At 66.3% G+C, this 26,973-nt stretch carries 21 protein-coding genes and 1 pseudogene; 17 read left to right on the top strand and 5 right to left on the bottom strand.

The window, feature by feature from the left end:
* Positions 1-40 precede the first annotated feature (40 nt).
* The 4 genes from ACYX7E_RS02705 to ACYX7E_RS02690 form a co-directional block, all read right to left on the bottom strand.
* Positions 41-2,179, bottom strand: a complete 2,139-nt coding sequence (locus ACYX7E_RS02705) for a TonB-dependent receptor (protein ID WP_462078992.1) — start codon at positions 2,177-2,179, stop codon at positions 41-43.
* Between the two features lie 292 nt (positions 2,180-2,471).
* On the bottom strand, positions 2,472-3,371 hold the full coding sequence (locus ACYX7E_RS02700) for a LysR family transcriptional regulator (protein ID WP_462078991.1): 900 nt from the start codon (positions 3,369-3,371) through the stop codon (positions 2,472-2,474).
* Between the two features lie 168 nt (positions 3,372-3,539).
* Complete coding sequence (locus ACYX7E_RS02695) at positions 3,540-6,047, bottom strand: sodium:solute symporter family protein (protein WP_462078990.1); 2,508 nt, start codon at positions 6,045-6,047, stop codon at positions 3,540-3,542.
* Positions 6,048-6,146: 99 nt separating this feature from the next.
* Positions 6,147-7,028: an HpcH/HpaI aldolase/citrate lyase family protein gene (locus ACYX7E_RS02690; protein ID WP_462078989.1), complete on the bottom strand. Its 882-nt coding sequence runs from the start codon at positions 7,026-7,028 to the stop codon at positions 6,147-6,149.
* A 213-nt stretch (positions 7,029-7,241) separates the two neighbouring features.
* Between ACYX7E_RS02690 and ACYX7E_RS02685 the strand changes: the two genes are divergently transcribed.
* The 3 genes from ACYX7E_RS02685 (at position 7,242) to ACYX7E_RS02675 (ending at position 10,804) form a co-directional block, all read left to right on the top strand.
* Positions 7,242-7,817 (top strand): mechanosensitive ion channel domain-containing protein, encoded by a 576-nt coding sequence (locus ACYX7E_RS02685; protein ID WP_462078988.1) that lies wholly within the window; start codon positions 7,242-7,244, stop codon positions 7,815-7,817.
* A 113-nt stretch (positions 7,818-7,930) separates the two neighbouring features.
* Positions 7,931-9,259 (top strand): amidohydrolase, encoded by a 1,329-nt coding sequence (locus ACYX7E_RS02680; RefSeq protein WP_462078987.1) that lies wholly within the window; start codon positions 7,931-7,933, stop codon positions 9,257-9,259.
* 204 nt (positions 9,260-9,463) lie between these two features.
* Positions 9,464-10,804: an amidohydrolase gene (locus tag ACYX7E_RS02675; RefSeq protein WP_462078986.1), complete on the top strand. Its 1,341-nt coding sequence runs from the start codon at positions 9,464-9,466 to the stop codon at positions 10,802-10,804.
* Between the two features lie 16 nt (positions 10,805-10,820).
* Here ACYX7E_RS02675 and ACYX7E_RS02670 read toward each other — a convergent pair whose 3' ends face one another.
* The gene (locus ACYX7E_RS02670) at positions 10,821-11,255 is read right to left on the bottom strand and encodes a protease inhibitor I42 family protein (protein ID WP_462078985.1); all 435 of its coding nucleotides are present in this window, start codon (positions 11,253-11,255) and stop codon (positions 10,821-10,823) included.
* 62 nt (positions 11,256-11,317) lie between these two features.
* Here ACYX7E_RS02670 and queF point away from each other — a divergent pair, with 62 nt between their 5' ends.
* The 14 genes and pseudogenes from queF (at position 11,318) to ACYX7E_RS02600 (ending at position 26,950) form a co-directional block, all read left to right on the top strand.
* The gene (gene queF / locus ACYX7E_RS02665) at positions 11,318-12,163 is read left to right on the top strand and encodes an NADPH-dependent 7-cyano-7-deazaguanine reductase QueF (protein ID WP_462078984.1); all 846 of its coding nucleotides are present in this window, start codon (positions 11,318-11,320) and stop codon (positions 12,161-12,163) included.
* A 161-nt stretch (positions 12,164-12,324) separates the two neighbouring features.
* The gene (locus ACYX7E_RS02660; protein ID WP_462078983.1) at positions 12,325-12,639 is read left to right on the top strand and encodes a LysM peptidoglycan-binding domain-containing protein; all 315 of its coding nucleotides are present in this window, start codon (positions 12,325-12,327) and stop codon (positions 12,637-12,639) included.
* Between the two features lie 119 nt (positions 12,640-12,758).
* Positions 12,759-13,247: a hypothetical protein gene (locus ACYX7E_RS02655; protein WP_462078982.1), complete on the top strand. Its 489-nt coding sequence runs from the start codon at positions 12,759-12,761 to the stop codon at positions 13,245-13,247.
* A 51-nt stretch (positions 13,248-13,298) separates the two neighbouring features.
* A complete protein-coding gene (locus ACYX7E_RS02650) occupies positions 13,299-13,679 on the top strand; it encodes a hypothetical protein (protein WP_462078981.1) in 381 nt (126 codons plus the stop codon).
* 74 nt (positions 13,680-13,753) lie between these two features.
* Positions 13,754-13,885: pseudogene (locus tag ACYX7E_RS02645) on the top strand (P-type conjugative transfer ATPase TrbB); the annotation flags it as partial.
* 145 nt (positions 13,886-14,030) lie between these two features.
* Complete coding sequence (locus ACYX7E_RS02640; protein ID WP_462078980.1) at positions 14,031-14,279, top strand: hypothetical protein; 249 nt, start codon at positions 14,031-14,033, stop codon at positions 14,277-14,279.
* A 168-nt stretch (positions 14,280-14,447) separates the two neighbouring features.
* Positions 14,448-15,122: an RNA polymerase sigma factor gene (locus ACYX7E_RS02635; protein ID WP_462078979.1), complete on the top strand. Its 675-nt coding sequence runs from the start codon at positions 14,448-14,450 to the stop codon at positions 15,120-15,122.
* Between the two features lie 28 nt (positions 15,123-15,150).
* Positions 15,151-16,131 carry a FecR family protein gene (locus ACYX7E_RS02630; RefSeq protein WP_462078978.1) on the top strand — a complete coding sequence of 327 codons (981 nt, stop codon included), beginning with the start codon at positions 15,151-15,153 and terminating at the stop codon, positions 16,129-16,131.
* Positions 16,132-16,338: 207 nt separating this feature from the next.
* On the top strand, positions 16,339-18,972 hold the full coding sequence (locus tag ACYX7E_RS02625) for a TonB-dependent receptor domain-containing protein (RefSeq protein WP_462078977.1): 2,634 nt from the start codon (positions 16,339-16,341) through the stop codon (positions 18,970-18,972).
* Between the two features lie 57 nt (positions 18,973-19,029).
* Positions 19,030-21,642 (top strand): S9 family peptidase, encoded by a 2,613-nt coding sequence (locus tag ACYX7E_RS02620; RefSeq protein WP_462078976.1) that lies wholly within the window; start codon positions 19,030-19,032, stop codon positions 21,640-21,642.
* Positions 21,643-21,709: 67 nt separating this feature from the next.
* Positions 21,710-25,081, top strand: a complete 3,372-nt coding sequence (locus ACYX7E_RS02615) for an amidohydrolase family protein (RefSeq protein ID WP_462078975.1) — start codon at positions 21,710-21,712, stop codon at positions 25,079-25,081.
* A gap of 86 nt (positions 25,082-25,167) precedes the next feature.
* Positions 25,168-25,452: a hypothetical protein gene (locus ACYX7E_RS02610; protein ID WP_462078974.1), complete on the top strand. Its 285-nt coding sequence runs from the start codon at positions 25,168-25,170 to the stop codon at positions 25,450-25,452.
* A 107-nt stretch (positions 25,453-25,559) separates the two neighbouring features.
* Entirely contained in the window at positions 25,560-25,832 is a 273-nt protein-coding gene (locus tag ACYX7E_RS02605; RefSeq protein ID WP_462078973.1) for a type II toxin-antitoxin system TacA family antitoxin, read from the top strand.
* A 488-nt stretch (positions 25,833-26,320) separates the two neighbouring features.
* A complete protein-coding gene (locus ACYX7E_RS02600) occupies positions 26,321-26,950 on the top strand; it encodes a GntR family transcriptional regulator (protein ID WP_462078972.1) in 630 nt (209 codons plus the stop codon).
* Positions 26,951-26,973 lie beyond the last annotated feature (23 nt).

The raw sequence follows: 26,973 nt of genomic DNA, 5'->3' as shown, positions 1-26,973 counted from the left end.
CCCGGCATCAGCCGGGCCCGGTGTGCCGATGCGTCTGGAATCAGAACTTGATCTGGTGCGTCAGCGAGAACACACGGCCACGGCCTGCCATCCAGTCCTCGTAGCTCGTGCTGGCCTCGGAGGTGGTCAGGATGTACTGCTTGTCGAGCAGGTTCTCGACGCCCAGGGTCAGGCGTCCGAAGCGACCGGTGTCGTAGTTCACGCTCAGGTCCAGCAGGGTGCGTCCGGAGGTGTGCTCACCGGTATTGAGCGTGCGCGACAGCAGCGTCGACGTGCCCAGGACCAGGTCGGCCTTCGGCAGGAAGGTCCAGAACACGTTGAAGCCGATCTTGTCCGGGCTGATGTCGTTGGCGCCCATCTGCTTGTCCAGCGGACCGTCCTTGCTCCACCACGTATTGCCAAGGATGCGCGAGTACAGTGCGTTCAAGCGCAGATCGTTGTTGACGGTGTAAGTACCGGTCAGTTCGAGTCCACGGACTTCCACCGGGCCCCGGTTCATCACGAAATCGCCGGTCACCGGATCGGTGCTCAGGGAGACGCCGAAGTCGGAATAGCTGCGATACACGGACGCGCCGGCGCTGAAGCGCGAGCCACGCCAGTTCACGCCCACTTCCTTGTTCTCGACGATGATCGCCTGCAGATCGAGGATGCCGTCGACGGACTGGTTGGGCACGCGGATGTTGCGCAACGGAATGCCGACGTTGGGCAGGCTGAAGCCTTCCGAGTACGACGCGTACGCCGACAGCGCGTCGGTAAACCGGTACACGGCACCGAAGCTGGGCAGGCTGGCCGAATAATCCAGCTTGCCACCCTGCACGAAGACGCGGTTGTTGTAGTACGTGGTGGTGTAGTCCTGCACGCTGAGCTCGCCATCTTCCTTGCGGAAGCCGCCGCTCAGGGTCACTGGTCCGATGTCGTACGACAGCTGCGCGTAGGGCGCGGTGCTTTCGTATTCCATCGGTGGCACCCACACGCGCTGGGTCAGGGCCAGGCGCTGATCGGTCTTGTCGCGCACGAAATCCACGCCCACGCGCAATTCCAGGCCTTCCACGTTGAACAGTTCCGGTCGCGTCCACGACGTCCGGAAACCACGCTTCTCGGAGTTCACTTCGGACTGGTCGATCAACGTGCCCAGTGGGGCCAGCAGTGGATCCTGGCGGTCGGCACCGTCTTCGGCCGGATAGCGCATCGCCTGGTCAGCACGATAGACGTCGGCCAGGAAGGTGCCCCCGAACAGGTCGGCATGGCTGTACGACAGCGTCATCTGGTTGAAGTCGTTGAACTCGGTCTTGGCGCCCAGTGGCGTGCCACGCACCGAGGTCGAGGTCTGGTTGATCCGGCGGTCGCCATCCACGCCGGTGTAGTTGCCCTTGCCGGTCAGATTGAAGCGGCTGATGCTCGCCTGCAGGCGCTGCATGTCGCCCTCGCCGAAGTTCATACCGAACTTCAGGAACAGATTCTTGGATTCGGAATCGTTGATCGTGCCCGAACCGCGCATGCCGATCTTGCGGCCGTTGGCGTCGTAGGCCATGCCACGGTCGACGAACGAGGTCGCCAGCAGCAGGTCGTAGGCATCTTCCTTGTGGCCGAAGGTCAGGCCGAGCTTCCAGCCATCGCTGTCGCTGCGGCCCTGGGTCGAGTAACGGGTCGTGACCGTGGTCGACGTACCTTCTTCAGGCACCTTCGAGATGTAGTTGATGATGCCGCCTGCCGCGCCCACGCCTTCGGCGGCGGACGGTCCATTGACGACCTCGATGCGGCCGACGATGCCCAGATCGGTGAAGCTGCCTGCACGATTGGTCTCGCGCAGCGGCGAGGTCTGCGGAATGCCGTCGAACAGGCGCAGCGCGATGCGCCCACGCAGCGTCTCACCCGAATTGGTCAGCGCCTGCGTCGACTCCGAGTAGCCCGGGATCATCTTCGACAGCACCGCCGTGGCGTCCTCGGTCAAGTTGAGCGAAGACTGGATTTCCTGGGTGCTGATGATGCTGACAGCGCCGGGGATGCGGTCGATCGCCTTCGGCGCACGGGTGCCGGTGACGATGACGTTGTCCAGGTTGACCGCAGCCGACGCCTGCTGGTCGGGGTCTGCATTGTTGGACTGTTGGGCGGCGGCATAAGGGGCGTAACCGCCGGCAAGCAGCGCGACGCAGATGGCTGCGGATAGTGGCTTGATCATGTGTGCTCTCATGGCCAGAACGCGGCCGACGGGTCTCCCGCTGGTCGAGTCCTTGGCGTGTCTTGGATTGCGGACCGGCCTGTCCGATGGAGACAGCATCCGGGCTGTGTCGTGGCGCGATCACCGGCGGCGATCATGTCCTGCGACATTGCGCGCAAGGCTAGGGGGCTGGCCGGGTCGATGGAACCGGCTGCGCATACGTTCAAACCCTACTTTTTGTTGCTTACGACACGACAAAATATATGCTGCATCGCAACATTGCGTTCATCCGGGCCTGATCGCGCCGTCCTGATCAATCCCCTGCACGCAGGCTGTCGGCCTGCACCTTGGCGACGAAGCGGCACTCCTCGCGCAATGCCGCCACCAGGCGCGTGCGCACCGTGGCGTTGGACCAGACCACGCCCATGCGGCGCGGTTCCGAGGCGTCCGGCAACGGCAGGCGCACGACGCGCACGCCGGCCGGCCAGGGCTGCGCCCAGTCGGGCACCACCGACACCCCCAGGCCGCGGTCGACCATCACCGCGATCGCGTTCAGCGCGTTGAGCTCGAAGCGCTCGCGCGGGACGATGCCGGCGCGGCGCAGGTATTCGTCGGCCTGGCGCCCGCCCCACTGGTGGCGGTCGTAGCGGATCAGCGGTTCGCTGCGCAGCAGCTCGTGCGGATCGCGATGGGCCATGTGCTCCGGCGCCAGCACCACCAGCGGCTCCTCGCGCAGCACTTCCCAGTTGCAGGTCTTGGGCAGCGCGAACGGCGCCTGCAGCACCAGCGCGGCATCGAGTTCGCCCTGCTCGACGTCGCCATAGAGTTCGGCCGAGTAGCCGGGCTTGATGAAGACGTTGATCTGCGGGAGCTTCTTGACCATCCGCGCCAGCACGTCGGGCAGCAACCCGGCCAGCGCGGTCGGGCAGGCACCGAGGCGGAGCTCGCCGGAGATCGCGCGGTCGTTGGCGACGCTGCGCAGGTCGGCGACGTCGCGCAGCAGGTCGCGCGCACGCTGCAGGATGCGCGCGCCCTCCTCGGTGACGTTGACGGTGCGTCCGGCACGCGCGATCAGCGGCACCCCGAGTTCGCGCTCGAGCGTGCGGATCTGCTGCGCCACCGCGGCCGGCGTGATGTTGAGGAAGCGCGCGGCCGCCGCCATCGACCCGCGGTCGACGACGTTGACGAAGGTGTACAGGAATTGGGTATCCAAGAAATCGTCCTCCGGCGAAACCGCAGCTTGCCGCAATGGCTGGCCCGACGCGAGGGCGAAATGGGGGCGAAATGGGGTCAGAGTGATTTTTCGCCCTGATGCCGGATCGTCATCGGAGCTTCTCGATGCGAAAAATCACTCTGACTCCGTTTTGTTACTCCGTTTTGTTCAGGCTGCAGCTTTCTTGGTGTGGATGGTCAGGCCTTCCAGCGAGCGCTCCGTGGCCGGGAAGAACAGGCTGGCGATGTAGCCGATGACGATGCACAACATGATCGAGATGCCCAGGTAGAAGTAGGGATGCACGAGGTTGAACGACCAGGCCAGCAGGGTCAGCGCGATGCTGCCGCCGATGCCGATGGCGACGCCGGCCGAGTTGGCGCGCCTGGTGAACATGCCCAGCGTGTAGGCGCCGGCGAAGCCGCCGCCGAGCAGGCCGGCCAGTTCGATCGAGACGTCGAACAGCGAGTGGATGTCGTAGCGCGACAGCACCAGGGCCAGGCCCATGCCGATCAGGCCGACGACCAGGGTCATCCACTCGGCGAAGCGCACGCTGCCCTTCTCGGTCGGGTTGCGCGCCAGGCGGCCGTAGAAGTCGACCGACAGCAGGGTCGCGACGCTGTTGATGATGCTCGACAGCGTCGACATCGCCGCGGCGAAGATGCCGGCGATGATCAGGCCGGTCACGCCCGCAGGCAGCTCGGCGGCGATGAACAGCGGGAACGTGGCGTCGATCGGAAGCAGCGGATCCAGCCGTTCGGGGTTCTGCCGGTAGTACATCCACAGCGCGGTGCCGATGCTGTAGAACACGAAGCCGCCCGGGATCATGATCGCCGCGAACACCCAGATCGAGCGTCCGGCCTCCTTGTCGGAGCTGGTCGCCAGCGTGCGCTGCATCAGCACCTGGTCCTTGGGGAAGGTCAGCACGACGTCGAACACGACCAGGAAGATGAAGCCCCAGACGGTGGCCTTGGTCAGGTCGAAGCTGAAATCCAGCAGCTTGGTCTTGTCTTCCAGCACCATCGCTTCGCGGACGCTGTCGAAGTCGCTGCCCAGCGAATAGAAGATGAAGATGATCGCGAAGATCGCGCCGCCCATCTTGACGAACACCTGCACGAAGTCCGTCCAGACCACCGCGCGCATGCCGCCCATCGCGGTATAGATGATCGTGAACACGCCCATGATCATGATGCTCCAGACCACGTCGATGCCGGTGATCGTCGCGATCGCCAGCGCCGGCAGGAAGAGGATCACGCTGAGCCGGCTGCCGATCTGCATCAGGATCGCCAGCGCGCTGGCGAGCATGCGGATGGCCGGATGGAAGCGGGTCTCGAGGTACGAAAACACCGACATCAGGTCGAGCCGGCGCAGCAGCGGCACGATCCATACCGCGACGAACATCAGGCCCATGACCGCGATCAGGTTGTTGGTCAGGTATTGCCAGTTGGTCTCGTAGGCCTTGGCCGGGATCGCGATGAAGCTGATCGAGCTGGTGTTGGTGGCATACAGGCTGATGCCGGCGGCCCAGAACGGGATGCTGCGCCCGCCCATGAAGAAGTCGGACTCCGACGCAGTCTGGTCCTTCAGGTAGAAGTAGCCGCCGATGCCCAGCATGGCGACCAGGTAGACGATGATCACCGCCCAGTCGAGCCAGGTCAGCAGGTGCTTGCCGGTCTTGATCTCGTCGAAGCGCAGGCTGCCGTCGGCGCCCTGCCACAGCGAACCGTTGCGCCAGCCGGTGGCCAGCGCGACGCCTGCCGGCAAGGTCACCGGCAGGTCGGCCCAGGAGCCGGTAATGGTGTGGAACAGGCGCAGCTGCGAGGCGGCGCTGCCGGCGTCCGGGTGCAGCGCGTACAGCACGTGCGCCTGGCCGATCGACGAGGCCGAACCGGGAATGATGCTGCCGGGAACGGCGCCGCGTTCGCTCCAGCCATCGGCCGCGCTCCACTGGCGCAGGCGGCCATCGGCGGTGGCGACGTACAGGGCGAACTTCTGCGACACCAGCGACAACGGCGCGGCATCGCCGGGCCAGCCCGGATACTCGCGCCATGCCGCCTGCGGCGCGGTCAGCGACAGGCCCAGCAACTGCGCGCGACCGTCGGCCGACAGGCCGGCGATGTAGACGGTGTCGCCCAGCGCCGCCAGTCGCGGCGACGACAGCACCAGCGGCGGCGCCGGCAGGTCGCGGGTCTGCAGCGTCTGACCCTGCCAGGACAGGCTGGCGACCCGCAAGGTGGCCGGCTGGCCCTGGATGTTCACTTGGGTACTGCCCTGCGTGTCGGCCGGGCTTGCGGCGTCAGCGGCATCGGCTCCGCCGCCGGCATCCAGCAGCAGCCATGCCTGCGTGCCCAGGCTGGCCTTGTCGAGCACGCGCGCGCCGGCGATGCCGGGGATCGTCAGCGGTTGCCACGCCGTGCCGGCGGCATCGAGCGCCCAGGCGCGTTCGCCGGCGGCATCGCGGCCGATCGCCAGCGGGCGGTCGGCGACCACCATCAGCGACTGCGCGCTGGCGCCCGCGGGCAAGGCCGGCACGCTGCGGCTGTCGACCGAGGTCAGGCTCTCGGCCTGCGCCGTGCCGACCGCGCACAGCGCCAGCAGCAGGGACCCCAACGCGGACAACGCACGCATGCCGATGCCGCGAGGGTTGCCGCGCCGCGAAACACTGACCGTCAGACTCATGCCGTTACCTTCATCTGCGATGCCCGAGACCGGACACCTTCAAGCGTGTGGCCCGGCACCGGTCTTCGATGCGGGACAGGGAGACGACCGCGCGCATGGTCACGCCGCCGGGTCGGCGGGCGACGGATCGCGTCGGTCGGCGAATTCGACCAGCCGCTGGGCGCGGCGCAGGTACGGGGCGTCGATCATGCGCCCTGCGATGACGAACACCGCGCGCGATTCCTGTGCCGCCTGTCCGGCCGCCGCCACGATCTCGCGCGCCAGCGCCAGCGCCTGCGGGTCGATCGAGAACACCGCGTGCGCCAATGCGATCTGGCGCGGGTGGATGCAGCTCTTGCCGATGAAGCCCAGGCGCTGCGCCATCCGCGCCTCGCGCTCGAAGCCGGCATCGTCGTCGAGGTTGGCATAGGCGCCGTCGCAAACGAACACGCCCGCCTCGGCCGCGGCCATCGCCAGCGGGAACATCACCGCGCGCAGGTGCTCGGGTTCGCCGCGATCGATGCCGTGGGGCTCGAACAGGTCGCCCAGGCCCAGCTGCAGGCCGGCCACGCGCGGATGCGCAGTCGCGATGTCGGCGGCATGACGCAGCCCACGCGGGGTCTCGATGTTGAGCAGCAGTCGCGCCCCGGGGGACAGGCCAAGCGACCGCTCCAAGCGCTCAAGCATCGAGACCACCGCATGGACATGCTCGGCGGATTCGATCTTGGGGACGTTCAGCAGATCCGGCGCGGCCGGCACGATCGCGTCGAGATCGGCCTGGAAATGCACGGAATCGGAGGCATTGGTGCGCACGATCGACAGCTTGCCGACCGCCGCCGAGGGGTGCGCGGCCAGGAAGCCGGCGACGGCCGCCCGCGCCTCGGACTTGCGCGATTCGGCGACGGCGTCCTCGAGATCGAACGACACCGCATCGGCCGCACCGGCATAAGCCTTGGCGAACAGGTCCGGACGTACGCCCGGGACGAACAGTTTGCTGCGCATCCACACTCCCTCTCTCGCAGCGCAGTTTGCGCAATCCGGACCCCGATCAAAGGCCCCGGTTCAACGTTTAGAAGATAGTTCTGCTTTTGTTTGGTTGCCGTGCCGGGGGATTGTCGGGCAAGCTTTCCATGTTGCTGCGCATCAATGCTTCGCCTGACGGAACCGATCCATGCCCCTGCTCCCCCGACGCTGCCCGCCCCGGATGGCGACCCGATGAAAGCCATGTTGCCTGCCTGGGCGCACCACTGGCTCGACGTGATCCTGCCGCTGGGCCAGGTGGTGCTGATCCTGCTGGTCGCCAGCCTGCTGCGCTGGCTGGTGCGGCGGCTCATCCAGCGCCTGACCGAACGCTACGCGCTGCCGATCGAGGTCACCGTCAGCGCGCGCCGGTTGACCACGTTCCTGATCTCGACCGCGGCCTTCCTGATGATCCTCGAACGCCTCGGCGTCGACGGCATGGTGCTGTGGACCGCGTTCACCGGCTTCGCCGCGGTCGCGGCGGTCGCGTTCTTCGCCGCGTGGAGCGTGCTGTCGAACATCTTCTGCGCGCTGCTGATCCTGACCACGCGCCCGTTCCGCCTCAACGACCACATCGAGCTGCTCGAGAACGGCGAGAAGCCCGGTCTCAAGGGCCGGGTCGTCAACATGAATTTGATCTACATCACGCTCGAAGAGCACCACCCGGGCGGTGGCGAATCGATCCTGCAGATCCCCAACAGCCTGTTCTTCCAGCGCAGCACGCGGCGCTGGCGCGGCGAGCCGCCCGCGCCGGGCAAGCACGAGGAGTGACGTCCGACCAAGCCTGTGGGTGCGCCGACAAGACAATCCACAGAACGTCATCCGGCCAGCCGGCCGCCGCCCCGCGATCGGCTAGCATGTCGCGGTCGAGACGGAGACTGCCGATGCGCACCAAGACCCTGACGTCCCGGACCCGCCCCCTGTGGGGTGCGGCCCTGCTTGCCGCCGCCGGGCTGGCCGCGGTGCCAACGATGGCAACCGCACAGGACAGCGTCAACGTCAGCGATGCGTTGCAGCAGCGCGTCGTCGCCTGGCGTCGCGACCTGCACCAGCATCCGGAACTGAGCACGCTGGAGACCCGCACCGCCGCGCTGGTCGCCGACCACCTGCGCGCGCTGGGCCTGACGCCGCGCACCGGCATCGCCGGCACCGGCGTCACTGCAATCCTCAAGGGTGACAAGCCCGGCCCGCGCGTGGCCTTGCGCGCCGACATGGACGGCCTGCCGGTCACCGAACAGACCGGCCTGCCGTTCGCATCCAAGGTGACGTCGGAATACCGCGGCCAGCCGGTCGGCGTCATGCATGCCTGCGGCCACGACCTTCATGTCGCGATCCTGATGGGCGTGGCCGAGGCCCTGGCCGGCATGCGCGAGGACCTGGCCGGCGAGGTGATGTTCGTATTCCAGCCCGCCGAGGAAGGCGCACCGGTGTCGGGCGACAGTGCCGGTGCCAAGCGCATGCTCGAGGAAGGCGTGTTCGATAGCTTCAAGCCCGATGCGGTGCTCGGCCTGCATGTCTGGTCGCGCCTCAACGTCGGCCAGCTCGGCGTCCGCGCGGGCCCGTTCATGGCCAGCGCCGACGAATGGACGCTGAAGATCACCGGCGCGCAGACGCACGGATCGCAGCCCTGGGCCGGCGTGGATCCGATCACCGTCGCCGCGCAAGTGCTGTTGGGTTCGCAGAGCATCATCGCGCGCCAGATCGACATCACCGCGACGCCGGTGGTGCTGACCGCCGGGCAGATCCAGGCCGGCGTGCGCTTCAACATCATTCCCGAAGAAGCCACGATGATCGGCACGCTGCGCACGTTCGACATGGGCGTGCGCGAGGACGTGATCGCGCGCCTGCGCAACACCGCCGAGCATTTCGCCGAGGCCAGCGGCGCCAAGGCCCAACTGACCGTGGTCAACGGCGCACCGGTGACGCGCAACGATCCGGCGCTGACCGAACGCCTGCGGCCTTCGCTGGAAAAAGTGGCCGGCGCCGGCAACGTCATCGAGACGCCGCTGTACACGATCGCCGAGGACTTCTCGCAGTTCGCCAATGTCGCGCCCGGGTTCTTCTTCTTCGTCGGTACCACGCCCAAGGGCCAGGATCCGACCAAGGCGCCGATCAACCACTCGCCGCTGTACGCGCCCGACGAAGGCGCGCTCGACGTCGGCGTCCGCGCCTTGCTGCAAGCCACGGTCGACCTGCTCAAGCCTGCCGGCTGAGGTCGCCCCGCCGCCACGCCCGCGATCGTCCGCGCGCCGTCATCGCCATCGCAGGCGATCCCAGGGTCGGCCGTCCCGCGACCGACGACATCCGGCCCGCGACCGGCGTTCCGGTGTCCCGGCAAGCGCTACCATCGGGATCCAGGCGGCCGCCGTGCCGCCCGCGACCTTGCCCGCACGCCCTTCGAACCCTGGAGCACGTCCATGTCACGCCTCGCCACCGCGCTGCTTTGTGCCTGCTATGCCACCGTCCCGCTGCTCGCCCTGTCGTCGGCGGCGCAGGCCCAGGAGGCCCCACGCGACGCCCAGCGCAACGAAGTGACGACGGCCGCGACCACGCTGCAGCCCAAGGTGCTGGCCTGGCGTCGCGACATCCACCAGCATCCCGAACTCGGCAACCGCGAGACCCGCACGGCCGCGCTGGTCGCCAAGCACCTGCGCGCACTGGGCCTGACCCCGACCACCGGCATCGCCACCACCGGCGTCACCGCCGTGCTCAAGGGCGGCAAGCCCGGCCCGCGCATCGCGCTGCGTGCCGACATGGATGCGCTCCCGGTCACCGAGCGCACCAACGTGCCGTTCGCCTCCAAGGTCACCACCACGTTCCGCGGCCAGGAGACCGGCGTCATGCACGCCTGCGGCCACGACGCGCACGTCGCGATCCTGATGGGCGTGGCCGAGGCATTGGTCGCGATGCGCGACGAACTGCCGGGCGAGGTGCTGTTCGTGTTCCAGCCGGCGGAAGAAGGCGTGCCCGAGGGCGAGCTGGGCGGTGCCAAGGAAATGCTGGCGCAGGGCGTGTTCGATACCTTCAAGCCTGACGCGGTGATGGGACTGCATGTCGGATCGGCGCTCAACGTCGGCCAGATCTCGGTGCGCGCAGGCCCGATGATGGCTGCGTCCGACAGCTTCGAGATCACCGTCAAGGGCCGGCAGACGCATGGCTCGCGGCCGTGGAACGGCGTCGACCCGATCGTCGCCGCGGCCGACCTGATCGGCACCGCGCAGACCATCGTCAGCCGCCGCACCGACATCACCCGGTTGCCGGCCGTGGTCACCTTCGGCGCGATCAAGGGCGGCATCCGCCACAACATCATTCCCGATTCGGTCGAGCTGATCGGCACCATCCGTACCTTCGACGACGGCATGCGCGAGGACATCTTCACCGACCTGCGCAATGTCGCCGACCACGTCGCCGCCGCGCATGGCGCCACCATCGAGGCGCGCATCCCGATCGACCACAACTACCCGGTGACCGCCAACGACCCGGCGCTGCTGACCCGGCTGCGGCCGAGCCTGGAAAAGGTGGTCGGCGCCGACAACCTGCTCGATCCCGGCCTGATCACCGGCGCGGAGGATTTCTCGTATTTCGCACGCAAGGTGCCCGGCCTGTACTTCTTCGTCGGCGTCACGCCGAAGGGCACCGACGCCAACACCGCGCCGAGCAACCACTCACCGGAGTTCTACATCGACGAGGCGGCGCTCGACGTCGGCCTGCGCGCGATGCTGCAGGTCTCGCTGGATTACCTGCACGGCGGCAGCTGATCCGTAGGAGCGCGCGCTAGCGCACCTCGACCGGATACTCCACGGTCTCAGCCGGGGCGACGTCCTTTTCCCAGCTGCGACGATAGACCAGGGTCAGCGTCGCTGTGCCGGGGCGCACGGCCCGGTAGTGCCAGCGCGCAACGCTGCCGGCCCCCGGCATCGGCGGTTCGGCGGCGACCACATCGGCCGGCAGCTTGGGCAGTTGCACGCGCGCCAGCTGCGGCGCGCCCGCGTTGACGACCTCCCAGCTGTAGCCAGTGCTGGCATTGGCGTGCAGGGCGATCTCCAGCACCTGTCCGACCCGCAGTTCGGTGACCTCGCCGCTCTCGGCCGGTTGGACGCGTTCGATGCCCGGCATGATGTCGACCGGCACCTCGTCGGGCTCGGCTTTCAGCGATTGGCAGCCGCCGAGCAGCAACAGCAATGGCAGGGCGACGAGGGGCTGGCGCATGTCGGCTCTCCGATCCGGACTGCGCTACACGTTACACCGATCCCGGCCGATAGAATGACCGGATGCATGCTCCCGAAACCTCCCTGCTCGGCCGCGAAGTGGCCTATCCCCGGCACTACGACGCCAGCCTGCTGTTCCCCATCGCACGCGCGCAGGGACGCGCCGCGCTGGCGCTCGACGATGCCGCCGCCTTGCCGTTCGGCGGCCACGACCGCTGGCATGCCTACGAACTGAGCTGGCTCGATCCGCGCGGCAAGCCGGTCGCCGCCAGCGCGACGATCACGGTGCCGGCGACGTCGCCGCAGCTGATCGAATCCAAGTCGTTCAAGCTCTACCTGAACTCCCTCAATGCGCACCGCTTCGCCAGCCACGACGAGGCACGCGCGCGGATCGTCGCCGACCTGTCGCAGGCCGCCGGTGCCGAAGTCGGTTTCGCGTTCGGGCTGCCCCCCCTGGCCGAAGCCGGTCCCACCGGCGCCGGCAGCGATGCCGTGGACGACATCGACATCGACGCCTGCACGGTCGACATCGACACCTACGGCCCGCCCGCACCGGCCCTGTTGCAGGCCGACGCAGGCGAGCCTGTCGAACAGCGCCTGCATTCGGCGCTGCTGAAATCCAACTGCCCGGTGACCGGCCAGCCCGACTGGGCCAGCGTGCACGTCCATTACCGCGGGCCGCGGATCGACCCGGCCGGCCTGCTGCGCTACCTGGTGTCGTTCCGCGACCATGCCGACTTCCACGAACAATGCGTCGAACGCGTGTTCAATGACCTGCTGCAGCGCTGCCGCCCGGACTGGCTGTCGGTGGAAGCCCGCTACACCCGCCGTGGCGGCCTGGACATCAATCCCTGGCGGGCCAGCCCCGGCCTGCCGGTGCCGCCGGCCTGGCGCGACCCGCGGCAGTAGGCAGTAGCCGGGGGCCAGCCCGGCAGCCCGCCAACCCGGGCCTGACGCGGCCGTCGCGACGACCTGAATAGGCAACGCCGCCGCTACCAAACCGCGATGTTTTCTTAACACCGGGCCTGTCAGCCTTGGGCGGCAACCCCCAATCCGGGGAGGAGCCCTTCATGAGCAACGACAAGAAGCCCGATTTTTCGAATGTCCAAAGCAATGTCACCAGCACGGAGCAGGAAGCCCCAGCGAAGGCGGATTTCAGCAATGTGCAATCCTCGGTCACATCCACCGAGGAGATCGTCGGCGAGCAGCGCTACACCGTGGAGAAGAACGACAACCTGTCGAAGATCTCCAAGCATTTCTATGGCACCGCGAACCGCTGGCGCGAGATCTACGACGCCAACCGCGACCAGCTCGACAACCCCGACATCATCCAGCCTGGCCAGGTCCTGAAGATCCCCAACACCGGCAGCGACGCCGCCTCTTGAGGGGGCGCTTCCTGTCGGCGATGTCCGGCCTCGCGATCCCAGTACATTCATTCCATCCGCCTGATCCGTCCGACCCGACCCATCGTCGGAGCCGACCACTCCATTCAAGGACTACCACCATGAAGACCCAACGCATCAACCTGCTGCTGGCGACCGCCCTGATCGGCGGCGTCGCCCTCGTCGGCTGCAAGAAGAAGGAAGAAGCCGTCGTCGCCCCGCCGGCCGCCACCACGCCCGCGCCGATGCCCGCCCCGGCACCGATGGCCGCCACCGCGACCGTGACCTCGGTCGACCTGGGCAGCACCGCAGGCGCCGACGGCAAGATCACCGCGCCCAAGACCACCTTCGCGCCGAAGGACACGATCATCGCCGCCGTCTCCACGCAGACCAGCGATCCGATGGCCAGCGTCGCCGGCAAGCTCAACGCCAAGTGGACCTTCCAGGACGGCCAGGTCGTCAACGAGGAAGCCCGCGACTTCAACCTGACCGGCCCGGGCGTCACCAGCTTCCAGATCAGCAAGCCCGACGGCTGGCCGGTCGGCAAGTACAAGCTGGAAGTCTCGCTGGACAACACCGTCGTCAAGTCCGTCGATTTCGAAGTCAAGTAATCGGCGAAGCGACAACCCTTTCCGCCGGTCTGGGCGGGCAAGCAGGGCGCGATGCGAATCGCGCCCTTTTTTTGTTTCGCTGTTCCCGCGCAGGCGCAGTGCCCTGCCTTCTTGGGATTCTTGTCGCCGGACAACGCCGATCGCCGCGAGGCGGCCGTCACCCGCCGCCTGGACCGGCTCTCGCGCCAGTTCGAGCGGCTGGAACGCGACCAGACCATCCTCACCGAAACCCTGGCGCTGCACATCCGCCACTACCTCTCGGTCACCGCGCCGCTGCCCGAAGCGCACGTCGACGCCGCGCGGGCGCAGGGCAGGGCGCGCTTCGAGCAGTTCATCGAACAGCTTGCGCTGCACCTGCAGCGCGGCACGCGGGTGCGCCAGGCGATCGAGGAGCACGTCCCGGACGAATCGGCATCCACTGTGCCCGGGTAGGAGGACGATCCGTGCGCGAATTAGGGCTAGGCGAGCCTTCCGACAGCGCCATCGCTGCCGATCGCCAGATCCGCATGCTGCGCACGGCGATGGGGCCGGCCATCGCTGCGGCGCTGGAGGATCCGCAGGTGGTCGAGGTCATGGTCAACCCCAACGGCGCCCTGTGGCTGGACAGGCTGCGCAGCGGGCGCGAGCCGACCGGCGTTGGCATGGGTGGGCTGAGCTGCGGTAGCGAGACAACTCGGCACCACAGAGGAAACCCCCGAGCAATGGCAGGTGCTCTCACCAGCGCTCAATCTGGATAAGATCCGCGCCCCGATTCTTTTTCAGATGCCGGAGCAAGAGTATCTGATGACATTGGAGTACTCGCTACCGCTAATGCGCCGGCACCAGGGCGACATGTATGTATTCCCAGACGAGCCTCATATCAAGGTTCAGCCACAGCACAAACTGGCTGCTTATCAACGCAACGTCGATTGGTTTCGATTTTGGTTGCAGGGCAACGAAGACACTGATCCAGGGAAATCAGATCAGTACAGGAATTGGCGCAAGATGCGCGAGCGAACGAGTCAGCGAGCACCGGCGGTAAGTACGCCGTAGATTACTTTCGCCCAAGACCGTTGCTTCTCCCGCACGCCGGAGGCAGTAAGCATCACCCTAGGTCACGCCGCGGGCCATCGCGCCGCCGTCCGGCTCGCACGTTCAGCGGGCATGTTCAGGTTCCCGGGCTTCCAGGTTTAGACCGGGAAACCCCAGTGGTACGCACCAGTGGGCGCCACCCCCCACCTCGCTGTCTATTCTGCCCAGAACAGTGAGAAATCACTGGAAAACCGTGGCCATTGGGTGTCAGTCTCTCGTGACACCCCGATAGCCGCCGCAAGCGTGAGCACGCCAGAACCCCTCCTCGAAACCATGGTCGACCTCGACGCCGTCAGGGACGAACGGCTGTCGGTCGAGCAGGCGTTCCGCCGCTACCACGGCGGATTGATCAGCTTCCTGCGCCAGCGCCTGCGTAGCGATGAGGATGCGGCCGACGTGGCTCAGGAAACCTACACACGGCTGGTGCAGAGCTACCAGGATGAGCTGGATCCGCAGACCGCATCCACCCTGATCTTCCGCATTGCCATCAACGTGGCCAATGACCTGTCCCGTCGCCGCAAGACCCATCACGCCGCCGACCACTGTTCGGCCGAGCTGGTCCCCCTGGCATCGGAAGAGCCGTCCCAGGAGCGCCGCATCCATGCCCAACAGCAACTCGATCTGCTGTATGCCGCCATCGAGCGCCTGCCACCGAAGTGCCAGCAGGTGTTCCTGCTCAACCGGGTCGATCGCATGACCTATCCGCAGATCGCCCGCCACTGCGGCATTTCCGTCAGCATGGTCGAGAAGCACATCACCAAGGCGCTGGCGGCGCTGCGCGAGCAGGTGGGTGATGTCCCGTGAGCTGCGTATGACTCTTCGAATGAACGCGATGCCACCCACCGCCGACGCACGCCAGCAGGCCGAGACCTGGTACGCGCGCCTGATGGCGCCGGACTGCTCCCGCCGGGAGCGCGAGGCGTTCGAACGCTGGCGTTCGCAGCCCGGCCACGCCGAGGCCTACGCCGCCACCGAACGGCTGCTGGCTGGCGTAGACACGCTGGCCAGAGGCGATCCGCGCATGGAGGCGCTGATGCGGCGCGCGCGTCGGCCCCGGGTCACGCCGACGCGTCAACCGCGCCGTTGGGGCGCCTGGGCGGTGGCGGCCAGCATGGTGGTCGCGGTTGCGCTGGGCCTGCATTTCGGACCGGCCCTGCTGCCCGAGCCCGAGCCGGTGCAGTACGTGGCCACTGGAGAAGGCAGGACCGTCATGTTGGAAGACGGCAGCCGTGTGCAGCTCGACGTCGCCAGCCGGTTCACCGCCAGCTTGGGCAGGAAACAACGTAGCCTGGAGTTGCTGGAAGGCCGCGCTTTGTTCGACGTGACGCATGATGCCGCGCGGCCATTCGTGGTGCGGGTCGGCGATGGCAGCATCACCGCCCTGGGCACGCGCTTCCAGGTGCAGCGCGAGGGTGGCCGGATCACCGTCACGCTGGCCGAGGGTGCCGTTGCGGTCGTCCGGCAGGATGCACGGGCTGGTGGCCTGCAACAGACTCGTCTGCAGCCGGACGAACAGTTGAGCTGGTCCGGCGGCAACATCGACTGGACCTTGCGCACCGCGGACACCGAAGCCGCCCTCGGCTGGACCCGCGGCCGCCTGATCTTCCGCGGCACGCCGCTGGCCGACGTGGTGACCGAAGTGAACCGCTACTCCGCGCGCAAGCTGGCGCTGTCCGACCCTTCGCTGGCCGGACTGCCCGTGCACGGCAACTTCGTCGCCGGCGATGCCGGCACCGTGGCCACCGCGCTGGGCGCGGTGCTGCCCGTGCGGATAGAAGAAGAAGAGAAGGAAATCCGCATCCAGCGCCGCTGACGCTGGTTCGCTCCCCTCCCGGGGGAGAAGGTGCCCGTAGGTCGGATGAGGGGACGAAGCAATAGTCTTGCGCGTCGAACAGATTCGCAGCCCGTCCTGCTTTTTTTCAACCGGACATGGGGTATCCATTTCTGCGTGCGTATGTCTCCCGACCGGTCGCGAAACTGCAACGCGACCCCGACCAACGCCAGCCGGAAGGGGAACACCATGGGGAACCGCAAGTCGCAAGTTCGCATCAGTACGTTGTCGCGCTATCTCATGCTGTCCCTGGCCGTCATGGCCGGCGGCACGGCACCGCTGACCAGCCTCCACGCGCAAACGCCGCAGCCAGCCGCCAGCGCGGTCGAGTTCGACATCCCGGCGGGCGAACTGGCCGCGGCACTCGACCGCTTCGCCGAACAGAGCGGCCTGCAGGTCGTCAGTGATCAGTCCTTGCAGGGCGTCAAGACGCCGGCCCTGCGCGGACATTACGCGCCAGAGGAGGCGCTGAGGCGGCTGCTGCAGGGAAGCGGTTTCGGGTACGAGCGGCTCAATGCGCAGACCCTGGTCCTGAAGAAGCAGCCGGTTTCAGCAAGGCCGGAGCCGCAAGCCAGGACACGCAATGCGCCCGCAGCTACCCAGCCGGCTGAACCTGCAACCCGGGATCTGGACAAGGTCACGGTCACCGGTAGCCGCATCCGTGGCGGCAGTACGCCGTCGCCAGTGATCACGATCGGCGCGGAGCGTATCCGGGAAGAGGGCTTCACCGACCTTGGCGAGGTGGTGCGCAGCATTCCGCAAAACTACAGTGGTGGGCAGAATCCCGGAGTCACTCTCGGCGCAAGCGGCGGTGGCTTCCAGAACCAGAACATCACCGGCGGTTCGGCGGCCAACCTGCGTGGCCTGGGGCAGGACGCCACGCTGACGCTGCTTAATGGCCGGCGCATGTCCTACGGCGGCTACGACCAGGCGGTCGACATCGGCGCGATCCCGGTCGAGGCCGTGGAGCGCATCGAGATCGTGACCGATGGCGCGTCGGCCATCTATGGTTCCGACGCCGTCGGCGGCGTCGTCAACGTGATGCTCAAGCGCGACTTCGACGGCGTGGCCGTGGGCATGCGCTACGGCGAGGCCACGGAGGGCGGCATGGCCACCCGCGAGTACATCGCCACCGCAGGTGCCGCCTGGTCCACCGGTGGCCTGATCGCGACCTGGAAGAAGGCGTCCAACGATCCGATCTACTCGGACCAGCGCGACTACACACAGGGCATGTACGGTCAAACCACACTCTATCAGGGAGGCGACGTGCTCAGCGGGCTGTTCAGCATGCATCAGTCCTTGGGCGATTCGATCGAGTTGCAACTCGATGCGCTTCGGACTGAGCGCGAGAAGATCACGCAGTACGGATACGCGACCAACTACATCCGGTATCCGACCGATACGACGACGAATCTCGTGTCCCCGAGCCTGATCGTTTCCTTGCCGAAGGATTGGACGCTGAATCTCAGCGCAGCAGTCGGCAGGGACAGGACCAATTTTCTCGCGCACCGGATCGACAGGGCCACCGGCGAGACGACTTTGAATCGTCCGTTCAGCTACGGCAACAAGAGCCGCACGTACGAAATGGGCGCCGAGGGTCCACTGTTCGCAGTGCCAGGTGGCGATGCGAGGCTCGCGGTTGGCATGGGCTACAGACACAACGAGTTCCTGTACCTGTACGAGCAAAGATCCGCTGCAGACGGCGACGAAAGCAGTCGCTTCGCGTATGCCGAGCTGGACTTGCCGCTGGTGGGTGCGGACCAGGACGTCGCGGGCGTCCACCGGCTCGGACTGACCGGTGCGGTACGTGCCGAGGATCACGACAGCTACGGCCAGGTCACCACGCCGAAACTCGGACTGATCTACTCGCCAACCGCCGACTGGACGCTGAAGACGTCCTGGGGCAGGTCGTTCAAGGCGCCGACGCTTTACCAGCGCTACATCGGCCAAGGCGGCTATCTCTATCCCGCGACCACCTTCGGAGGTGCCGTTGGCGACATGGTGCTGTATCTCAACGGCGGCAATCCCGCATTGGCGCCGGAGCGGGCGCGCACCTCAAGCGCATCGCTGGCGTTCCATCCCGAGTCGCTGCCTGGTCTGGAGACGGAACTGACCTGGTTCTATGTCGACTACACCGAACGCATCACCCAGCCGATCATCAACTCCAGCCAGGCGCTCCTCGATCCTGTCTTCGAGGGGTTCATCGGTTACTACCCGACGCCTGAAGAGCAAGCCGCACTCATTGCGAGTCTTTTCGAGTTTGCAAACTACACCGGCGCACCCTACGACCCCGACAGTCTGGCAGCAATCATTGACAACAGGTTCGTCAATGCGTCGCGGCAACGGATGAAAGGTGTCGATCTGTCCGGTTCCTATCGATTCGATCTTGCAACGGGTCGAATGACAGTCCGCGGTTCGGTCAGCTGGCTCGACAGCGAGCGCGCCCTGACCTCGACATCGGGTTATTCCGAGGCGAGCGGCATCCTGTTCTACCCGGCAAGGATCGCCGGTCGGGTGGGGACTGTCTGGAGCCAGGGCGGCTTCACCGCCTCGCTGTTCGGCAACTACAAGAGTGGCGTGACCGATACGGTGAACGGGATGGAAGGGGGGGCGTTCGTCACCTTCGACACCACGTTGCGTTACGACACCGGCGCTGGCGACGGCGTGTTTTCCGACGTGGCGTTCGAGTTCTCGGCCCACAACCTGCTCAACCGGGCGCCTCCGTTGTATGCGGCCACGGTGTTGCAGAACGCCCCCTACGACTCGACGAACTATGCCGCGATCGGACGGTATCTGAGCCTTTCGGTGTCGAAGCGCTGGTGAGGACGGCGTCGTCGTCCGACGCACGTGCTTCGAATCCTGTGATGCCAAGCCGAGACGATGGCGGCCAATGCTCCGCTGCGCCCGCGTGGCCTGTCGAAATCTGTTCCGGGAGAACTGAATATGTCGAGTCGATCGTCGCAGCACGTCTTTCGGACGCGACGCAACATCCTGCTTGGATTCGCAGCCTGCGCGTCTGCCGGCGTGGCATGGCGGGCGCTGGGTTCCGATCGTGATGTGCCGGACGCTACCCTCCTGGGACGGGATGTTGCCGACCGGTCCGGGACGGGCACCGATGGGCGCCGCCCGTTTGCCTGGACGGATGCGCTGAAACGCGAGGACATCCATGCGGCCGAGGTGTCGGCCAGGGGCGATGTCGCGCTGGTGACCATCCGAGCGCTGGGCGCCGAGGGGGTGCATTTCGGCAATGCACGAACAGCGATCGCAAAGCGCGGTGAAGTCTGGCTGTGCAATGCCGACCTGTCTTCCTGTCGCAAACTCGATCTGGATGAGCGTTGGGTCTGGGCGCCGGTCTTCTCGCCCAGCGGCAAGCAGCTCGCGGCCCTGACGACTGGTGGCGATGGTCGGGTCGGACTGGTGGTCTGGGACGTGGCGACCGGGCAGGCGCGGCTGCACGACGGTGTCAATGTCGACATCTACGGCAGGCTCAAGACCATGGATCGAGAAGATCAAGCGCCACTGGGCTTTGTGCAGTCGCCGCTGCAATTCGCCTGGGTCGGCGAAGACCGTATCCTGTTCATCGCTGCGGGCGAAGACGAAACCCAGTTCGAACTGGACGGCCCCTCATCGGCGGCGACCTATGGCCGACTGCGGAGCAAAGCATTCAGTGGCGAGGCCTCCGTCCGCACCTGGTCGCCACAGGGTGAGACCTGCTTCATCGGTCGACGGCTGATGTGGCTGGAGACGGCGACCGGTGCGACGTCATCGCGGTACGTCGGCGACATCCGCGGCGTTTCACTGTCCGGCGATGCGCAATGGGCCGCCATACTGAGGGCGGATGGACGCGTCACGATCGATGCCGATGCACGGCAAAACCCTCCTCTCCGATACACCGGTCCCGCCGATGATCCGATGGTGTCGTGTTCGCTGGTCTGCGTTCGGCTGGAGGATGGCGCGACCTTCGACGTGCCGGAGTTCGTCGCGGTGGGGAATGCGGCGCCGAGCCGGCTGCCGGTCTGGTCCTGGGATTCACGGCGGATCGCCATCGCCTCGCGGCTGAGTTATTCACCCGCACCCTCGACCGGCGACGATGCCTGCTTCGAAGTGGATGTCGATACCCGGTCGATCCGACGATGGCCGGCGGCATCGGCAGCCGATGCCGAGTTCGTCGCTGCGCTGGTTGCGGCGAACGACGCAGTGGATGTCGAGCGGGTGATCCGGGGTCGAGTGCCGGTGGTGAGTCCGCCCATGGGTTCCGTGGGCCAGATCAGCGCCCGGTCCTGGGTGCTTGCGCCGGGGATCGTAGTGAAGTGGGTCGGAGACTCGTTGCATCTTGTGCAAGGGGCGGACGAGCACCTCCTGGCCGACAACTGCAGCGCCGTCGCATCGCCGGTGACGCTGTCCGACGGCAGCTCCCTTGTCGTCGTGCCGCGCCAGGATGGAAGCTTCGAGGCGATCACCCTGGTCGATGGGCGTCATCGGACGCGCGTGATCGATCTGCCGACAGGTGCGACCATGTTGTGCGCGGCCGGGGATGGACGCGTGCTGTGCAAGCAGGATGCGGACGATGGCAGCAGGATTTACGTTTCCGCGTCGGGCCGGCCGGCAGCCGCGTCGCCGTTCGTCCTGAACCGGCATCTTGCCGAGGTCCGGCGCCCGCACGCGCGGGAGGTCGTGCGGATCCTGCCTGACGGAAAGCGTCTGGTCGGGATTCTGCTGACGCCGACCAACAAGCCTGCGGGCGAGAAGTCGCCCGTGATCCTCTGGGCCTATCCCAACTCCACGCCCTCCCTGGAGGGGTGGATGACCCACATCAATGATTCCACTGCCGTGATCTATCCGTTCCAGCATCTGCTGGCGCAGGGCTTTTCCGTGTTCCAGGCGCCGCTGCCGATGAGGGAACGCCCAGACGATGCGGATCCGCTGGACTATGTCGCGAACGCGATCATTCCGTGGCTGGATGTCCTGGACCAGCAGCCCGAGATAGAACCCGGACAGTACGGGGTCTGGGGCCATTCCGATGCCGGCTACGCAGCACTGGCGCTCGCGGCGACGACCGACCGGTTCAAGGCGATCGCCGCTGCATCCACCTTTCCGGATCTGGGCGCCACGATTTATTCGGCGAACATGTCCATGCAGGCGCTGGACTGTGCAGCCCACATCATCCAAGGCAGCCGGTTCTATTACGAGGCCGAACAAGGCCAGCCCTATCGCGTGGGCGGCAACCTGTGGCGGAACCCCGAGGGCTTCGTCCGCAACAGCGCACTCTTCCGGCTGCAACACGCGGTCACGCCCACGCTGCTGATGGTGGGCGAATACGATGCCGCGCCAAGGTCGATGGAGCAGGTGTACTCGGTGCTGCACGGCAAGGGCGTGCCCGTGGAACTGGCCTATTACTGGGGCGAAGGCCACGTGATCACGAGCCCGGGCAACCTCCATGACCTGTGGACCCGTAGCGAACGTTTCTTCCGGCGCCATCTCCTGTCGGGTTGAACACGAACATCGGGTTCTGCGGGGCCTGGCAAGCCGTGCATGTCGAAAGTGAATTGCAAGGGGTTACATGAAAAATCAACTTCGTACCATCGTGTCTTTCAGTCTGGCGATGTCATTGCTGCTGTTCACCAGTGCAGCGGTATCGCAGGATGAACCTCGGCAGTCGGTTTCCGATCGGACGGTTGATAACTCTGCCTCTTCCGAAGAAAAGACCAGCCTGCCGCTGCGGCCTGAACGCTCGGTGGAGTTCACCACCAGCGAAGGCACGTGGACGTCGCTGGATGTTTCCCCGGATGGGCGCACGATCGTGTTCGACCTGCTGGGCGATCTCTACACGCTGCCCGTCGAAGGCGGGCGTGCCACACCACTCACCCACGGCCCTGCCTACGATGCGCAGCCACGTTTTTCGCCGGATGGTGGCCAAGTGGTGTTCGTCAGCGACCGGGCCGGCGCCGAGGACGTGTGGCTGGTCGGCGTGGACGGACGCGACCCGGTGCCAGTCACGCGCGATCCCTACAGCCGCTTCATTTCCCCGGGTTTCACGCCCGATGGCCAGTCGATCCTGGTGTCCCGCGCCGCGCCGCAGACGTACGGCAAGTCGATCGAACTCTGGCTCTATCATCGCGCCGGCGGCAAGGGCGTCGCGGTGCTGCCGACCGAGTCCACGCCCGGTATGCCGCGCGACGAATGGAACAACGCGGTGGGCGCGGTCGCATCCAAGGACGGGAGATTCTTCTATTACGCGTACGCGCGCGGCAACCGGACCAACTTCTCCACCACCGCGGGCACCTTGCTGGCCAAGCCCTACTGGCAGGTCAAGCGGCGCGATCGCCTTTCGGGCGAGGAAGAGACGCTCACTGCCGCCCAGGGCAGTGCGATGCGGCCGGCGTTGTCGCCGGACGGGCGCTGGCTCGCCTACGCGACCCGCAACCACGCGGTCACCGATCTCCGCTTGCGAGACCTGCGCACCGGTGAGGAGCGCACATTGATCGCCGGCGTGCAGCGCGACGACCAGGACTCCTTCAACCCCGGCTCCGACCTGTTGCCGGGCTATGCCTTCACGCCCGACGGTGCCGCGGTCATCGCCGCCTACGACGGCAGGATCCACCGGATCTCCGTGGCGGACGGCACCGCCCGGGCGATCCCGATGGAGGTCCCGGTGTCACTGTCGCTGGGCCCCGACATCGCAGTGCAGGCACGCGTTCCCGAGGGGCCTGTCGAGGCTCGTATCGTGCAGCGCCCCGCGTTGTCTCCGGACGGTGGGAGGCTGGCCTTCACCGCTTTCGGGCAGTTGTACCTCCAAGCATGGCCGGGCGGCGTCCCGCGGCCACTGACCAGCGGTACCACGGGTGGCTATCAACCGGCCTGGTCGCCGGATGGCAGGTGGCTGGCATACGTCACCTGGTCGGGTACCAAGGGCGGCGCGCTCTGGAAGCGGCGCGTGGATGGCACCGGCGCCCCGGTCCGGCTCACGCGCGATGACGGTTACTACCGCGACCCGGTCTGGTCGCCGGACGGCAAGCGCCTGTTCGCGTTGCGGATGTCCCGGCAAGATTTCCTGGGACGGCATGCGGACCTGGAGATGAGCGGTGACCACGGCGACGGGCATGCGCATGGCCGCGAGGATGCGGCGGACGATGGCGCGGCTTCCACCGGGCCGGACCTGGTCCGGATCGATCATGACGGCGGCGGGATGCGGATCCTCGGCCGTGCACAGGGCCTGACCCGTCCGCACTTCGGTCCGGATCCGGGCCGCATTTTCTTTTCCGGCGGTGGCGGCAATACCCTGGCGTCGATGCGGCTCGACGGCAGCGATCGCCGTACCCACCTGCGGATCAGCGGCCCCGCGATCGGCAGCGAGTACAGCCGCGACGAGAAATCGACCACGCTCCTCAGCCCCGACGGTCGCCACGTGCTGGCGCGCTACCGTAACCGCGCCTACCTGCTGCCGATGTCGTGGACGGGGCTCGCCATGCCCCTGGTAATCGATCTGAAGGGGGCTGCGCTTCCGCTGCGCGCACTTGATCGCTTGGGCGCGGACGACATCGCCTGGGCCGCGGACGGTCGTCGTGCGAACTGGGTGCTGGGCAATACCCTGTTCGAGGCGCCGGTTCTGGATGATGGCGGGTTCGCGGGCGCGGACGCCGGCACGATCAAAGCTTCGTCGACGGCGATCCACGTCCAGCGACCACGTGCGCATCCGCGTGGCGCGGTCTTGCTCAGCGGCGCGCGCGTGGTGTCGATGAAGGACGACGAGATCATCGACGATGCCGACCTGCTGATCGTCGACAACCGCATCGCGGCACTGGGGCCGCGCGGCCGGGTGGAGATTCCGTCGACGGCCGAACGCATCGATGTCTCCGGCACCACGATCGTGCCCGGATTCATCGACCTGCATCCGCACATGCTGCAACTGCGACGCGGCGTACTTGACATGGAGGCCTGGCCGCTCCTGAACTATCTCGCGTATGGCGTCACCACGGGGCGCGATCCCCAGACGAACACGGTGGATGCTTTCGTCTACGAGGACCTCGTCGAGACCGGCGATATTCGCGGCCCTCGATCCGTCTCGACGGGACCCGGCATCTTCAGTACCAACGATTTTTCGTCCTACGACGATGCGGTGGCGATGGCCACGCGCTACCGCGATTTCTACCGGGTTGACACCATCAAGTCGTACTTGGTTGGCAATCGCCGGCAGCAACAGTGGATGGTGGCGGCCGCGAAGCAGGTCGGGTTGATGGCTACGACCGAGGGCAGCAGCGACTTCCGCATTGGCCTCACCCAGCTGCTGGATGGGTTCAGTGGTCACGAGCACATCCTGCCCTATGCGCCGCTATACGACGACGTGGTGCAGTTGCATGCGCGATCAGGCATCGTCTACACGCCCGTGGTGCTGATGACGTACGGCGCGCCTTTCATGCAGGGGTTTGCGCCGTACCTCCAGCAGCCGGGGCTGTACGAAGACGACAAGCTCAACCGGTTCTATCCGCCCGCGATGATCGAGCGCAGGAAATACGCCAGCTACTGGAGCCCGCCGGAAGAGAGCTACACGCAGCCGCAGGCCGAATCGGCCGCCGCGATCGCACTGGCCGGTGGACAGGTGTGCGTCGGCAGCCATGGCGACTTCTCGGGCCTGGGTTATCACTGGAACCTCTGGGTGCTGGTCGACGGCGGGCTGACGCCGCACCAGGCGCTGCGCTCCGCCACGACATGCGGCGCGCGGGCGCTGGGTTATGAGCGTGACCTCGGCAGCCTGGAGCCGGGCAAGCTGGCAGACCTCGTCGTGCTGGATGGCAACCCGCTGGACGACATCGAGCACACGGCAGCGATCCGCTACGTGATGAAGGACGGGCGGCTTTACGACGCGAACACGCTCGATGAAGTGTGGCCGAATGCCGTCCAAGCTCCCCGGATGTGGTGGCACGATGAACAATGAGTTTCCCCACCCCAGGGGTGTATCGCATCTTTCGTAGGAGCGGCCCATGACCGCGATGCTTTTTTACGGCGGTCCGAAGCCAGTCCATGGCGATTTGGCAGCAGGTGACTGTGCAAGTGGTCGGTGCGCTGCCGACCTTCGAGGTGCGCCTGCGCGCACCGGCCTCTCTGGCACCGGACGGCCCCTTACCGCTCGACACTCCGTTGCTCGTGGTAGCCGACACGCATGGCGAGTACGGGATCCTTGCCGCGCTGCTGCGCAAGCAGGGTATCGTTGATGATCGACTGCGCTGGACGTTCGGGACCGGGCATGTCGCGTTCCTCGGCGACGTGTCGACCGCGGCGCGCACCAGACCGAGATCCTGTGGCTGATCTACAAGTTGCAAGCCAAGGCGGCCGAGGCTGGCGGCGCGGTGCATCTGTTGCCGACTTTCGTGATGAAGTCCTCTGGGCCACTCAGAACGCCGCAGGAATACACCATGTCCATCGCCGCTACCAAGACCATCAACTTCCGGGCGCCCGCCGCCAAGCAGGCGTTGATCGACCGTGCCGCGGCGCTGTCGGGCAAGAGCCACACCGAGTTCATCCTTGGCGCCTCCTGCGAAAGCGCACGCGAAGTGCTGGCCGATCAGACCCACTTCGTGGTCAGCCGCGACGTCATGCGGCGCTTCAACGCACTGATCGAAGCCCCTCTGGCCAAGCCCGAGACGCTGCGCCGGCTGCTGAGTACGCCGGCGCCTTGGGAACGCTGAGCGTTGGCAATCAGTCCGCCCAGCCCGCTGAACGACACGCACTGACTGGACGACTTCCGCTGCACGCGGCCTGCTCAAGGATGCCGTGTTGCGAGACGCAGTCACCGCGCAGGCGCACATACTGACTTCTTGAGGATGTCACGCCCGGCGCCGGCCGCATGAAGAATCGCACACCACTGCCGGAAAGCTGTGCTCGGCAGGACAGGCCTGACTGGCTGTCGGCACATCTCCGCGCCACCGCGATCCCCCCCCCCCGGAACGACGCTGCCATCGGGCAACTTTTCCCGCGAGTAGAGATAAATCAACGCTTGTTGTCCCGGAATGTGACGACGATCGTTTGGATGTACACCGATCACATGAGAAATTCGGGTCTGCGCCTCGAGAGCAAGCCATCGGCCCACCAGTCACACCAACGCCGTCATCGAGCGCAATCCACCGCCTCATCCTGTTCTGGAGGAGGCCACGCTACGCAGACACGGAGTCCGGCGATGTGTGCAGACCGCTCCAAAACCGCTTTCCTCTACGGCCAGGTCCGACGTGGACTTCAATCGGGAATTTACATTCCCGGGCAGCGGATCGATCCGATTGAGCTCGCAGCGCAATTCAATATCAGCATGACACCGGCCCGACTCGCGATGCATCGTCTTATCGGCGAACGCCTGATCTCCGACCACGCGCGCAACGGCATGCAGGTGCCGCTTCCCAACGAACTGGCCCTGTGGGAGCTCTATGACGTGATGCAATACCTGCTGCAGATCGCCTGCGACCTGATCAAGACGCGCCGCCCTGCCGGCAGCGGCCTGCCCCTCATCGCAACGATCGAGGACGATTTAGTGAAACTGACCTGGAAGCTCTTCGATGCGATCGCCGCCGAGGCAGGACATCGGGAGCTTCACCAGCACGTGAAGCTCGCCAATGATCGCCTCGCGTCGATCAGGCGCGCCAAGCAACACATGATCAGTGACGCCCACCAGGAACTCTCGGAGCTGCTCCAGCATTGGCATCGGCGCGACGTCCCTAGTCTCGAGTCCGCACTCGCGGCCTATCACGAGCGCCGCAAGCAACTTGTACCCAACATCGTGTCCGCGTTGAACGTGAAGGCAGAACGCCTGCATTGAACCTGCAGAAGAACTGGCATTTA

Source organism: Luteimonas sp. RIT-PG2_3 (assembly GCF_054902115.1).
This window is presented reverse-complemented; position numbering and strand designations above follow the sequence as displayed.